This is a genomic window from Synechococcus sp. (genome assembly GCF_982614295.1).
The window spans coordinates 48,115-61,310 of the sequence record NZ_CEXBMR010000002.1; the positions used below are offsets into that span (position 1 = coordinate 48,115).

A 13,196-nucleotide genomic window follows, 5' to 3' on the forward strand; every position below is an offset into this window, starting at 1 on the left:
GTGGGGGATAAGTTGAGCGAACGAGTTCATGTGCTGCTGTTTGATGCCGGCAGCGATGCAGAAGGGATCCATTCCCTTGAATTGAATGGCCGCACTGTTGTGTTGCTTTTTGCCAATCAAGACGATGCTGAACGCTATGCAGGCTTGCTGGAAGCCCAGGATTTCCCATGCGCCAGCGTTGAGATGCTTCTAAGGGAAGAGGTGGAAATTTTTTGCAGCCAGGCCGGATATGAAGCCCGCTTCGTGCCATCAGGTTTTATGCCGCAATCTGCTGAAGATCGCTTGCTGTTAGCTCCACCTGAGCAAAATCTTTCCACCGACAGCTGGAAAGAGCAGCTCAAAACAACATCAGAAGATGCAGACCTTGAGGCGTTTCGCCGCTCTTTGGAGGGTTTGTTGTGAATGTTGATCGCGGTTATTTGTTAACGGAACAGGTAAATAGGGCCAGTGAAAATCTTGATCAACTGAGCTCGCTGCAGTTGGCACAACTATTTGCGAATGAAGATAAATTGCCGCAGCAGGCGGTTGAAGCGGCGGTGCCAGAGCTTGCTGCAGCAATTGAGGCAATCAGTGCACGCTTGGCCAATGGTGGGCGTCTTTTTTACCTAGGGGCAGGCACATCAGGTCGATTGGGGGTTTTGGATGCTGCTGAATGCCCGCCAACTTTTTGTAGTGATCCAGAAATGGTTCAAGGGCTCTTAGCTGGTGGTGCTCCAGCGTTACTGCGCAGTTCCGAAGGTTTGGAGGATTTGTTTGATGCGGGGAGGGCAGATTTGCAAAAATCAGATTTCAGTGCGGATGATGCCCTGGTGGGTATCGCTGCTGGCGGCACCACCCCATATGTGCATGGGGGCTTGAGTTATGCCATGGAGCTTGGTGCTCTAGCGGTGGCATTGGCTTGCGTTCCCACCAGCCAGGTGCAAATGCCCTGTCATATCGATATCCGATTGCTCACCGGCCCTGAATTGCTCACTGGCTCCACACGGCTTAAGGCGGGTACCGCCACCAAGATGGCCCTCAACATCATTTCAACCGGCGTAATGGTGCGCCTTGGCAAGGTTTATGGGAACAGCATGGTGGACGTAGCTGTTACAAACACCAAGCTGGAAGATCGCGCTTTGCGTATCCTTTCAAGCCTTGCGGGGCTAGATCGCGAGCAAGGTTTGCATTTGCTAGAGCAGGGGGGCGGATCGGTAAAGGTTGCTCTTTTGATGAGTGCAGCCCAGTTGCCAGCAACTTCAGCAGTAGCACTACTAGAAAAAGCCCAGGGCAATTTGAGGCTCGCCTTAGAGGTAAACGGCTTTCAGTTGCATGGCCCCCAGTAGCTACTTGTGAATAGATCAAGACGTTGGCGAGTTTCAGCCGGCACATAATCCTTGTTTGTCATTAAGGCAAAAGCCAAGGCGCTGTGGGCTTCGCTGCTTGGCCGCTCTTGATCTACGAGTGCCGCTGCAGCCTGCACCACCTTTTGGGCAAGGCTGGCATTGGCCTTCAAATTGGCGATCACCATCTCAACCGTTACTGAGTCATGGTTTGGATGCCAGCAGTCGTAATCAGTAACCATTGCAAGGGTGGTGTAAGCGATCTCAGCTTCTCGAGCTAATCGTGCTTCTGTGTGGTTTGTCATTCCGATCACATCGCAGCCCAAGGAGCGATAAAAATTTGATTCGGCTTTAGTTGAAAAGGCCGGACCCTCCATGCAGAGATAGGTGCCACCTGTGTGTAATTTTCGATCTGCTGGCAACACCTCGTTGATGGCCTGGCAGAGCAGCTTTGACAACACCCCACAAAAGGGTTCCGCCAGTGATACGTGGGCTACAGCTCCTGCCCCAAAAAAACTGCATGGTCGTTGATGGGTGCGATCTAGAAATTGATCCGGCACCACAAAATCCAGAGGCTTAATTGCTTCCTGCAATGAGCCAACAGCGGAACAGGAAAGTATCCAGCGCACTCCTAAAGAACGCATTGCCCAGATATTGGCTCGGTAGGGAACTTCCGTTGGCAGAAAACTGTGGTGGCGGCCATGGCGAGCCAGAAAAACAACAGGTGCTGCTCCCAGGCGGCCTCTTAGCAGAAGGTCGGAGGGTGCGCCAAAGGGGGTTTCGATCTGTAGTTCTTCCACATCACTCAAGCCCTCCATCCCATAGAGACCACTGCCGCCAAGCACACCAATTAAGGCATCAGACAATTGGGGTTGATTTGGATTCGCAGGGGTCATCTCGATGTGCCAAGGTTCACCCATTCCACATGGGAACGCTTCCAATGACCAAGGCTTTGATGGAAACAGATGCAGGCCAACTTGAGATCGAGTTGTTCGACACCGATGCACCGCAAACCGTGGCTAATTTCGTCAAGTTGGTAAAGGACGGTTACTACGACGGCCTTGCCTTCCACCGGGTTATTGATGGATTTATGGCCCAGGGGGGTTGCCCCAACAGCAGAGAAGGGGCAAAAGGGGTAGCTGGCACCGGTGGCCCTGGCTACACAATTAACTGCGAGATCAACAGCAAAAAACATCAAGCTGGCAGTCTTTCAATGGCCCATGCTGGAAAGAACACCGGCGGGAGCCAGTTCTTCCTTTGCCATGGAGCCCAGCCTCACCTTGATGGTGTACATACAGTTTTTGGTGTTACTGGAAATCTTGACGTAGTTCTCGCCATTAAAAATGGTTCACGCATTAATAAGGTAACCATCCAATAAACAATGATCCTCAACCCATTAGGTGGCCGAGTTTTTCGGCCTTAGTGTTCAAATACGCAGCGTTATGTTCCCCTGGATTTATCACCAGGGGGCAGCGTTCCACCACTTCAAGGCCATAGCCGCCAAGGCCTGCAATTTTTCGAGGGTTATTGGTGATTAGCCGCAGGCGATGCACCCCTAAATCAAAAAGGATTTGGGCGCCAACTCCGTAATTGCGTAAATCTGCCGCAAAACCAAGTTTCTCATTTGCTTCAACGGTGTCTAAGCCTCCATCTTGAAGGGAGTAAGCCTTGAGTTTGTTTATCAAGCCGATACCGCGCCCTTCTTGGCGCAAATAAACCACCACACCACAAGTTTCTGCTTCAATCATGCGTAAGGCGGCTTCCAGTTGGGGCCTGCAGTCGCAACGTAAAGAGCCAAATGCATCGCCGGTGAGACATTCCGAATGAACCCGAACCAATACGGGTTTATTGCTAGCTTTTGGGTTCCCTTTAATAATTGCAAGATGGTCTTGTCCATCGAGACTATTGCGATAACCAATGGCTTCAAAATGGCCAAATTGGCTTGGTAAACTTGCTGCTGCTTCGCGCACCACGAAGCGTTCATTGCTAAGCCGATAACTTATTAAATCTGCAATTGTGATTAGGCATAGCTGATGTTGTTGCGCATATTTATGTAAATCTTCCAACCGTGCCATTGAACCGTTGGCATTTTGAATTTCGCAAATAACTCCAGCTGGATAAAGACCTGCAAGGCGTGCCAAATCGATTGCTGCTTCTGTATGGCCAGCGCGTTTCAACACCCCTCCGGCTTTAGCCCGCAGCGGAAACACATGGCCTGGCCTTCTTAAGTCTTGAGGGCGGCTATGGGGATTGAGGGCAACTTGAATTGTGCGGGCTCGATCTTCTGCAGAAATACCAGTGCTTACTCCCTGCTCTGGGCCAGCATCGATGCTCACAGTGAAGGCGGTTTGATTCGAATCTGTGTTGTTGTCCACCATCAGTGGCAACTCGAGTTCATCGAGCCTTGAGCCTTCCATCGCAATACAAATCAAGCCCCGGGCTTCTGTGGCCATGAAATTAATTTGTTGCGGCGTAGCAAATTGAGCAGCACAGATCAAATCCCCTTCGTTTTCACGATTTTCATCGTCTACCACCACCACGCAGGCCCCTTCCCGGATCGCCTGGAGCGCTTTTTCGATCGAATCGAATTGAATTTCAAGGCTTTTGGCAGTTGAGCTAACCATGGGCCGTAAACGCTGTTATTCCTTATAGAGCTTCTATCAGTTCTATCGATCCCTACAGTTTGCGCTCCTTGAGTGGTTCGATGGCTGGCACTAGCAATTCTCCTCGGCGGGTGGCAGTGATTGGAGCATCTGGTTATGGCGGGTTACAAACCTTGCGATTGCTGCAAGATCACCCTGAATTTCAGGTGAGTTTTCTTGGCGGAGAGCGCAGCGCAGGCAAACGTTGGAGTGATATGTGCCCTTTTTTACCATTAGCTGAAAATTTGTTAGTTCAAAACCCTGAACCAAAGGAAATTGCAGCTGCAGCTGATTTTGCGGTGCTAAGCCTCCCCAACGGCCTTGCCAGTGGCCTAGTGCCTGAGTTACTTGATTCAGGGGTAAAAGTGGTGGATTTATCCGCCGATTACAGATTTCCAAGCCTGGCTCAATGGGCAACTACCTACAGCGCTGAAGCAAAGGAATGCAATCGCCAAGATCAGAAAATTTGCTCAGAAGCTGTTTACGGCTTGGTGGAATGGGCGATGGAGAGCCTGCCGCTTGCCAGGTTGGTTGGGGCACCTGGCTGTTTCCCAACCGCAAGTTTGTTAGCGCTGATGCCTTTGTTGCAACAGGGATTAATTGAAGGGGATGGCATTGTTATCGATGCAAAAACCGGCACTTCAGGTGGGGGGCGGGCCCCAAAAGAAAATCTATTGTTTGCCGAGGCAGGGGAAGCAGTTGCCCCCTATGGAGTGGTAGGTCATCGCCACACAGCGGAGATTGAGTTATTAGCTAGCCGGGCGGCCGGTAGAACTATTCAGTTGCAATTCACGCCCCATTTAATTCCCATGGTTAGGGGGCTCTTGGCCACGGTTTACGGCCGCTTGCGCGATCCAGGTTTAACGGCCGAAGATCTCACTACATTGTTTCAAGTAACTTATAAGAATCATCCGTGCGTTGAGATTTTACCAGTGGGAATTTATCCATCAACAAAATGGGTAAGGAATACAAATAAAGCTCTTATTTCTGTGGCAGTTGATAAACGCACAAGTCAAGTAATTGTTATGTGCGTAATTGATAATATGATAAAGGGGCAGGCAGGTCAAGCAATTCAATGCCTTAATGTTATGTCTGGATTGGCCCCGGAAGCGGGTTTGCCGATGCTACCTTTCTACCCATAATTTTGAGTTAGATGCCTTGCTTTGGCAAGAACAATTGGAGGCAGTATCAAATGTTCTTGCTGATGTATTTTTGCACTTAAGGATTCATGATCATCTAGTTTTGTAATTAAAACTTCTGCCTGAGCCAGAATGGGCCCTGCATCAACGTCCAATACCACTTCGTGGACGCTGCAACCGGTTTTAACCACTCCAGCCAATAATGCATCGGCAATTGCCGCACCCCCTTTAAAAGCCGGAAGTAAGCTGGGGTGGATATTAAGTAAGCTCCCTTTAGGGAAGGCATTTATTAATTCTGATGTGATAATTCGCATCCAGCCAGCCAATACAACCAGATCAATGTGCTCTTTTTTTAATGTATTTGTTATAGCCGCATCATGATGCTCGCGATTATCAAAATCTCTATGATTTATAAGGATCCAGGGAATCCCAAGGCGCTCAGCTCTTGCCTCGGCGCCGCAGCCTGGGTTGTTAACGATTAACAAACAAACTGTTGCTATTAATACATCTTTTCTACGGCAGTAATTCACTAAAGCCTCAAAATTACTGCCCGATCCGGATGCGAGCACTGCAATTCTTAGCTTTTTGCAGCTAAGCTCAGAAGAGTTCACACTACAACTTTGGGGCATCTAAGTACACTCGATGTGAATGGCATTTAAGCGATGGATGGACCCCATTATTTTCTTAATCTAAAAGAGGCTAGTAGCCAACGTTTTGAAGTTGAGCTCAGATTCATTCCTCAAATGCAGCGTCTCAAGCTTCAGCTTCCAGTATGGACGCCTGGATCATATTTAGAACGTGCCTACAGTCGCCATTTAGAAGGTCTTACTGCGCTCCAGGGCTCAGCCCCCCTGAAACTAAAACGGTTTAGCAGTGATGCTTGGCTGCTTGAGGTGCAGCCTCAAATCGGTGTAATTGTTAAATACACGCTTTTAGCTGTTACCGAGAGCGTGAGAACAAATTGGCTCGATCACAACCACGGCTTTCTCACTGCAGCCGCATGGGCTTTAGAGGTGGAGGGGCAGCGCTGGCTCAGCCATAGGGTGAGCTTAGATCTGCCAAATGATTGGCAGGTTGCTACATCTCTCACTAAATGCTCGGCTAATACTTTTAGTGCTATAAATTTTGATCAGTTTCTCGATTCCCCCCTAGCGCTAGGGCATTTCTCAGAGCTTGTTTTTGAGGTGGGCGGCGTACCCCATCGCTGGGTGTGGCAAGGCTTGATTCAAGCAGCTCCCATTGATCAGTGGCGCTGGCAATTGCCCATTCTTTGCCGCAGCGTGTGTCAATTGCTCGGAGTTGAGAAACCGCCAACAAATAGTTATCTATTCTTGATTCGATTCTGCGATCAGGGTTACGGAGGCTTAGAGCATACTGATAACACCGCTTTAATATTTAGCAGGAACGACTTAAAAACCTCTGAAGGGCAGCGAAGCCTATTGCAGTTGGTAGCCCATGAGTATTTGCATCAATGGAATATTAAACGCATTAGGCCGCAGGAATTAAGGCCCTACAACTATTCAGATGAAACCATTTTCCCAACACTTTGGTTTGCGGAAGGTGTTACCAGTTATTACGATTCAATTTTAGTGCTCAGGGCTGGGCTTTGTTCCGAGCTTGATTATTTTAAAGATTTAGCAAAAGAGATAAGTAGATATCGGCTGACGCCAGGCAATAGGATCCAAAGCCTTGAGCAAAGTAGTGAAGAGGCCTGGGTTAAGCTATATCGCCGCGATTCTCATAGTGATAATCAGCAGATCAGCTATTACCTAAAAGGCCAACTGGTGGCATTGATGCTGGATTTACATCTGCTTGCTATCGGGTCATCTTTGCAGGCATTCTTGAAGGAAATGTGGAAAATTTATGGAATACAAGAGAGGGGATATACTCAGCAAGATTTAATTAATACTGCTGCTACTTTCGATTCTAGTTTATTCACTCTGCTGCCAGCGTGGCTTGAGGAAACCACTGATTTGGGCTTGGAAGAGCCACTGAAATCTGTGGGTATGAATCTTTTAGCTGATAATAATAAGCAGGCATATAGCGGAATAAATTTAGCTTCATGCGGCGCCGAGCTACGTATCAATATGGTAGATCGAAACAGCCCAGCAGAGAGTGCATGCCTATATGCAGGTGACGAAATTCTTGCAATAGACAATGTGCGCTGCAAAACGATAGATTTTTTTGAAAAAAATCTAAATGTTGATCAAGTTCATACCTTGATCGTGTCCCACGACGGCCTTGTGCAGAAGCGGCAACTTATTCCCCTGAGTCCCCAACCAAGAGCTTGGAGCCTAACAATTGATGAAAATGCAGTTGTTGAAATAATTAATCAACGCCAGCTTTGGTTGCATGGCTAGATTTTTCAACCGTTACAATAAAAAACTTTTTGCTCTAGGTCTCAGTTTTTGTTTTCTGCTTTCGAGTGGGGGCCTAATATATTTTATGCGCCAACAAAAAAATATTCCAAATCAATTAAAGCAGCCTATTAATATAGTTGAGCAAACCACAAAAACTCCAAAGCCCCCGTCACAGTTGCGATGGAAATCCCCTCTAATTACTAATTGCCACTCCGCTGATCTCAGGCTAAGGGCACATTTATTATCTATGCCATTAAGGATTAAGCAGATTGAGGCACATCCTACTAATTTTGGTTTGCGTCTAAGAAAAGATCTTTATTCCCAAAGGCTGAATCCAAATCCAACAGTAATTGTGCTTCATGAAACAGTATACGATTTGGATTCAGCTGTGAATACCTTGTTAACTCCTCATCCCAGTGATGTTGATCAAGTTAGTTATCACACTCTTGTTGGTAGATCTGGAAATATTGTTCAGTTAGTTGATCCTTCCTTCAGGGCGTATGGGGCTGGACATTCTGCTTTTAACGGTCGGTGGGTATTCTCAAACAGAAATTTAAGCGGCTCTCTAAATAATTTTGCATTACATGTAAGCCTCGAAACACCGCGGGATGGAAGCCATAATTTAGATGTTCATAGTGGCTACAGCCCAAGCCAATACGATTCCCTCGCTAGGGTGCTGGCGGATTGGATGGTGCGTTACAAAATTCCGGCAACTTCTATTACCACCCATCGTTACGTAGATCTTGGTGGTGCGAGGGCAGATCCAAGGAGCTTTGCTTGGAGTGAATTACAAAAAAGACTCACAGCATTGCAATTAGTGTGTAATTAAACTAAAATAAAAAACTAAAATAACAAACTAATATGAGCAACTAATTCAGATTAAATCACGTCAATCAAATTAAGTGAATTCAATTAAGTAAAATTAAATAATAGAACTGGGGCTAGGTTCTCTTGAGCTATAAACTAAACCGTGGAGTGCTGGATCTTGCATATATTTAAGAATACGAATTGGATAATCAAGCTTTCCATTGTGTAGATATGCAAGTGTTGCCATGAGATGTGCGTCTCTGTAGCTTGTGCTTGCATTTAAATTTGCTTTTGTTGATCCTTTGAGGGCTATTATTAGGCGCTGCATTTTTCCAGCCAGGATAGATACATTACGTTCCGGATTGAGAAGCTCCTGCTGTGCCCATGCCATTTGGCTAGGGCTTGGTTGTTTTGGAAGCAACCCTTGGTGAATCAATTCTTCAATTCCGAGTTGAGCCACTCCGTGAGTTTGGAATAAGCCTGATTGCATTGCTAATGCTGAATCTTCACCAGGTTTTGCATGCTGCATTTCGTCGTAGAGGATTGCAGTTAGAAGCATTGGATTTAAGTTCCGCTTTTTGGCTTCTTGTTTGATGAGAGGCATCAGTGCTTCCAATCGAGTGAGGGTGTGGCTCCGCAAAGGGATCCAATGATCAAGGCCGGCTGTAAACAGTTGAGCCAGAGGCGTTTGGGGGCCGTGCACACCAAATCTGCGTTGCAATTGCTGCAATTCAGCTGCACTGAAATCAGCAGGATCTGTCCGAGCGGTTTCGCTGATCAATGGAAGTGGTAAAAGTGTATTAGATGCTAAATCTGGCTGGTGAGTTGATCCGACTACAAAAAAATTTAAAGCCAAGCCAAAACCAGCTAGAGCAGTGGCTCTCAAGCATTCTGTAAGTGGCAGAGCTGTTTTTGGGATCTTCTAAATGCATGTTTATACACATTAAGCGATTTTTTTATGCGCTCTATTAAAAGGTGCCAGTAGTTCAAATGCTTAAGCCCTTGCCATGTCATAACCCCTTCTCCTCCAAAGCTGCATAACCTGAAGTGCAGATCGTTTTGGGCATCAGATGGGTACTACGAGAGGAGCTGGCTCCCTTCCTGATCTTGATATCACAGATGTAGCCGGGCAGTGGAAGCGGTTTTGTTCTTTGCTTTGGCACAACGACGCCCTCGGCATGTGGCTAGACGTCAGCCGCATGCAACTTAATGAAAAGCAGTTAGATCAGCTTGAGCAGCCCTTTAGCAAGGCGTTTGAGGCGATGAATGCCTTAGAAGCAGGTGTAATTGCAAATAAGGATGAAAATCGCCAGGTGGGTCATTACTGGCTGCGCAATGCAGCTCTAGCGCCCAATGCTGAAATAACAACCCATATCAATTCTGAAATTGAGCGCATGCAGCGCTTTGGCGCTGAATTGCTAGAAGGAAAGATAAAAGCTCCTAATGGCAGCTGTTTTACCAATGTGCTCTGGATTGGTATCGGTGGCTCCGGATTGGGGCCTGTATTGATGATTCGAGCCCTTCAGGAGCATGGCAAGGGTTTGCCATTCCATTTCTTGGATAACGTTGACCCAGATGGAATGAGTCGCTTATTTAATGCAATCGGCGAGGAAATTAAATCAACTCTGGTGGTAGTGGTGAGCAAATCAGGCGGCACACCAGAACCGCATATCGGCATGGTGCAAGCCCGCCACCGTTTGGAAATGCATGGTTGCAACTGGAGTGGCCAAGCTGTGGCAATCACCATGGAGAGCAGCAAGTTAGATCAAGAGGCAGCGGTTCAGAAATGGTTAAACCGTTTTGACATGTTTGATTGGGTTGGCGGACGCACATCAATTACCAGTGCAGTTGGCATTTTGTCTGCAATCTTGGCTGGTATCGATAGCAGTGCTTTTCTTGCAGGTGCAGCTGAAATGGATGCTTTAACAAGGATTCCAATTCTGCTTCAAAACCCTGCTGCACTTATGGCTGCCAGTTGGTATGTGGCAGGCGAAGGCAAAGGAAAACGCGACATGGTGGTGCTCCCCTATCGCGATCGCTTGGAGGTATTTAGTAGGTATCTGCAGCAATTAGTAATGGAATCTATTGGCAAACGCCTGGATCGCCAAGGCGTGGTGGTGCATCAGGGCATTGCTGTTTATGGCAATAAGGGCTCCACTGATCAACACGCCTATGTTCAGCAGTTGCGAGATGGAATTGATAATTTCTTTGCCACTTTTATTGAAGTATTAGAAGATCCAACTGATATTCCCATGCTTGAGGATTCATTCCCTGGTGATTATTTAGATGGATTTTTGCAAGGAACTAGAGCTGCACTTTCAGAGGGTGGCAGGCAAAGCATAACAATTACCCTTGAAAAATTTAACCCCAAGAATCTTGGCGTTTTAGTTGCACTATTTGAAAGAGCAGTGGGTCTTTACGGAGAGCTGGTTGATATAAATGCCTACCATCAACCGGGTGTGGAGGCCGGCAAAAAAGCAGCCGCTGAAATCCTTTCTCTACAAAAACAAGTTGAATCTTTATTGCAGGATGGCACTGAAAGATCTATAGAGCAAATTTCTCTTGAATTATCAAATGCAAATGCAAGTGAGGCCATTTTCTTTATTCTCCGGCACCTTTGTGGAAACTCTCGTGGTTTAACAGTAATTGGCAACTGGTCTGAACCAGAGAGTCTTCGTTTTCAAAAAAATTAAAACAACAATGAAGCGCTCTGTTCAGGCCTACATTGATGAAATTCCAACTTGGCAAGATGGCTCTTCAATGGGCAATGCCCCACTTTCAGCTATGCAATGGCTGGTTTGGAGCCTTGCTACAGCAGGAAAGTTTTTTGAAGGTTTAATTATATTTATGGGTGGCATTGCACTTCCTTTAGTATCTGATCAGTTTTCAATTGATCAAACAGGTAAGGGATTAATTACAGCTGCAACTTTAGCTGGAATACTTTTAGGGGCTTTGTTGTTAGGTGGTTTGGCTGATCGCTTTGGCCGCAAGCCTATTTTTATTGGTGAGATGCTGTTGTTGTTGGTTGGTTTACTAGGCGCTTCGTTTAGTTCTAGCAGCGAAGCGCTTACTTTTTGGTTGTTTGTTATGGGCTTAGCCCTTGGGGCTGATTACCCAACAGCCCATCTGGTTATTTCGGAAAGTATCCCTGCTTCAATAAGAGGGCGGCTGGTTTTGGGTGCCTTTAGCTTTCAAGCGCTCGGTGCAGTAATTGGAACTGCAATCAGTGCGGTATTACTCAGTGCAAAACCGGAACTAAGTACTTGGAGAATATTTTATTTATTGCCCGTTATTCCTGTTGCCTTAGTGGCTTGGGGAAGGTTGTTTTTACCTGAGAGCAGCCATTGGTTGCTTAGTAAAGGGCATCTCACTAAGGCTGAAAAACATTTGCGTAAACTTTTAAATAGGCAGGATATTGAATTATTAAAATTAGAAATTGCTGAGGAAATTTCTCTAAAATATTCTTCTACTAATTGGGGAAGTTTGTTTAAAGGTAAACAGCTGCGTTCCACTATCCTTGCCTCGTTGCCTTGGTTCCTTCAGGACATATCAACCTATGGCATTGGAATTTTCACCCCCATCATAATTGCTTCTGCTTTTGGCGCTCAGGCACAGGAGCACAATCTTGCTGCAATTATTCATAATGATTTAATTGGTGCAAAAGGTACAGCTTTAGTAGATGTAGGCTTTTTAATTGGCATTGGTTTTGCAATTTGGCTTTCGGATAAACTTGGCAGGATTCCTCTCCAGATTGCAGGATTTATTGGTTGTTCTATCGGTTTAATACTCGCTGCATTTGGAAGTAACCCAGATTCTTATAATTTTATTTTAATAGTATTTGGCTTCTTTTTGTTCCAATTTATGACAAACCTTGGCCCAAATTCTCAAACTTACTTAATTGCCGGTGAAGTATTTCCAACAAAAGTAAGAGGGATTGGAGCAGGTTTTGCCGCCGCTTGTGGAAAAATTGGTGCTGTTGTTACAGCGTTCTTCTTTCCAGCCTTATTAAATAGTATTGGGGCTGAGCGTTTATTGCCACTGCTAGCTTTGTTTTCTTTAGTAGGCGCATTAGTTACCTGGTTATATCGAGTGGAAACAAAGGGGATTAATCTTGAAACTATTTAAGTACAAATTAATAGACCTTATAAATTCTACTTTTTGATTTTATTTTAGATTGGCACATCTGCAAGTTTTGTGAGCATTTGAACCCGATCTGGATAATCTTTTACCCCAAGGCCTGGCACTGGCAGCACGAATACTTCGCAGCCTGCACTCAAAGCTGCAATTGCTCCCGCCGGTGAATCCTCAAAAGCCCAGCAATTGGAAGCAGGTATGCCTAGTTGGCGGGCAGCTTCTAGAAAGAGATCTGGAGCTGGTTTACCTTTTTTTATTGATGAATCATCGCCATGGACCCGCACAGTAATTTTCTCTAGCCAGGGATGTGGTTTTGTTTTAATTGCTACAGCCTCACGGCCGCTGCTGGTAGCTATTGCCATTGGAATATTTTTTTGCTGGCAACAAGCCACAAGATCTGATGCACCAGCCATCGCTTTTGCGTGGGCTACCAAGCTTTGAGAAATTGGTTGCTGAATTGCTAATAGTTGAGCCGTTGATATGCCTAGGTTTAATTGTTTTATCACTGCGGTTGCATTATCAACACGATTTCGCCCCCTTAATTCCATCAAAAGCAATGGGGAAATAGAAGCACCAAAATATTCAACGCTTTCCCGCCAGGCCTGGCTATGCAGCGGTTCGGTATCCAGCAAAAGACCGTCAAGGTCAAACAGGCAGGCGTTTGGCTGCGCTTGCCTCAAGTTGTGGAACACAGCCATAGAAAAGGCAATTGATGCCATATTGATCGCTGATCTCACTTTCACGGGGCAGCCCTTGTCGGTTAGATAACTGTTTAATCAACAACTCAAGCTT

Annotated in this window: 12 protein-coding genes and 1 pseudogene; 8 read left to right on the plus strand and 5 right to left on the minus strand. The window is 46.2% G+C overall.

What is annotated here, in order from left to right:
• Nucleotides 1–402, plus strand: coding sequence for a DUF3110 domain-containing protein (locus AC2JC8_RS00740; RefSeq protein WP_484401018.1), 402 nt, complete (start codon nucleotides 1–3; stop codon nucleotides 400–402).
• On the plus strand, nucleotides 399–1,325 hold the full coding sequence (gene murQ / locus AC2JC8_RS00745; protein ID WP_484401020.1) for an N-acetylmuramic acid 6-phosphate etherase: 927 nt from the start codon (nucleotides 399–401) through the stop codon (nucleotides 1,323–1,325). Before AC2JC8_RS00740 ends, murQ begins: the two co-directional genes overlap by 4 nt.
• Here murQ and mtnP read toward each other — a convergent pair.
• Nucleotides 1,304–2,242, minus strand: coding sequence for an S-methyl-5'-thioadenosine phosphorylase (gene mtnP, locus AC2JC8_RS00750; RefSeq protein WP_484401021.1), 939 nt, complete (start codon nucleotides 2,240–2,242; stop codon nucleotides 1,304–1,306). The two genes, murQ and mtnP, sit on opposite strands and share 22 nt — an antisense overlap.
• Before the next feature lie 20 nt (nucleotides 2,243–2,262).
• Between mtnP and AC2JC8_RS00755 the strand changes: the two genes are divergently transcribed.
• Nucleotides 2,263–2,700: a peptidylprolyl isomerase gene (locus AC2JC8_RS00755; protein ID WP_484401022.1), complete on the plus strand. Its 438-nt coding sequence runs from the start codon at nucleotides 2,263–2,265 to the stop codon at nucleotides 2,698–2,700.
• A gap of 16 nt (nucleotides 2,701–2,716) precedes the next feature.
• Here the strand turns inward: AC2JC8_RS00755 and ribBA are convergent.
• A pseudogene (gene ribBA, locus AC2JC8_RS00760) lies at nucleotides 2,717–3,946 on the minus strand (bifunctional 3,4-dihydroxy-2-butanone-4-phosphate synthase/GTP cyclohydrolase II); the annotation flags it as partial.
• 80 nt (nucleotides 3,947–4,026) lie between these two features.
• Between ribBA and argC the strand changes: the two are divergent.
• On the plus strand, nucleotides 4,027–5,106 hold the full coding sequence (argC, locus tag AC2JC8_RS00765; RefSeq protein ID WP_484401023.1) for an N-acetyl-gamma-glutamyl-phosphate reductase: 1,080 nt from the start codon (nucleotides 4,027–4,029) through the stop codon (nucleotides 5,104–5,106).
• Here the strand turns inward: argC and purN are convergent.
• Entirely contained in the window at nucleotides 5,097–5,672 is a 576-nt protein-coding gene (gene purN, locus AC2JC8_RS00770; protein ID WP_484401024.1) for a phosphoribosylglycinamide formyltransferase, read from the minus strand. The two genes, argC and purN, sit on opposite strands and share 10 nt — an antisense overlap.
• A gap of 93 nt (nucleotides 5,673–5,765) precedes the next feature.
• Between purN and AC2JC8_RS00775 the strand changes: the two genes are divergently transcribed.
• Nucleotides 5,766–7,463: a M61 family metallopeptidase gene (locus AC2JC8_RS00775; protein ID WP_484401026.1), complete on the plus strand. Its 1,698-nt coding sequence runs from the start codon at nucleotides 5,766–5,768 to the stop codon at nucleotides 7,461–7,463.
• 247 nt (nucleotides 7,464–7,710) lie between these two features.
• A complete protein-coding gene (locus tag AC2JC8_RS00780; RefSeq protein ID WP_484401027.1) occupies nucleotides 7,711–8,292 on the plus strand; it encodes an N-acetylmuramoyl-L-alanine amidase in 582 nt (193 codons plus the stop codon).
• 93 nt (nucleotides 8,293–8,385) lie between these two features.
• On the opposite strand, the gene AC2JC8_RS00785 is transcribed toward AC2JC8_RS00780, so the two are convergent.
• Nucleotides 8,386–9,051, minus strand: a complete 666-nt coding sequence (locus AC2JC8_RS00785; RefSeq protein WP_484401028.1) for a helicase DnaB — start codon at nucleotides 9,049–9,051, stop codon at nucleotides 8,386–8,388.
• A 289-nt stretch (nucleotides 9,052–9,340) separates the two neighbouring features.
• Here AC2JC8_RS00785 and AC2JC8_RS00790 point away from each other — a divergent pair, with 289 nt between their 5' ends.
• Nucleotides 9,341–10,963: a glucose-6-phosphate isomerase gene (locus tag AC2JC8_RS00790; protein WP_484401029.1), complete on the plus strand. Its 1,623-nt coding sequence runs from the start codon at nucleotides 9,341–9,343 to the stop codon at nucleotides 10,961–10,963.
• Nucleotides 10,964–11,054: 91 nt separating this feature from the next.
• The gene (locus AC2JC8_RS00795; protein ID WP_484594045.1) at nucleotides 11,055–12,395 is read left to right on the plus strand and encodes an MFS transporter; all 1,341 of its coding nucleotides are present in this window, start codon (nucleotides 11,055–11,057) and stop codon (nucleotides 12,393–12,395) included.
• A gap of 44 nt (nucleotides 12,396–12,439) precedes the next feature.
• Here AC2JC8_RS00795 and AC2JC8_RS00800 read toward each other — a convergent pair whose 3' ends face one another.
• Nucleotides 12,440–13,141 (minus strand): HAD family hydrolase, encoded by a 702-nt coding sequence (locus AC2JC8_RS00800; protein ID WP_484419837.1) that lies wholly within the window; start codon nucleotides 13,139–13,141, stop codon nucleotides 12,440–12,442.
• Between the last annotated feature and the right edge of the window lie 55 nt (nucleotides 13,142–13,196).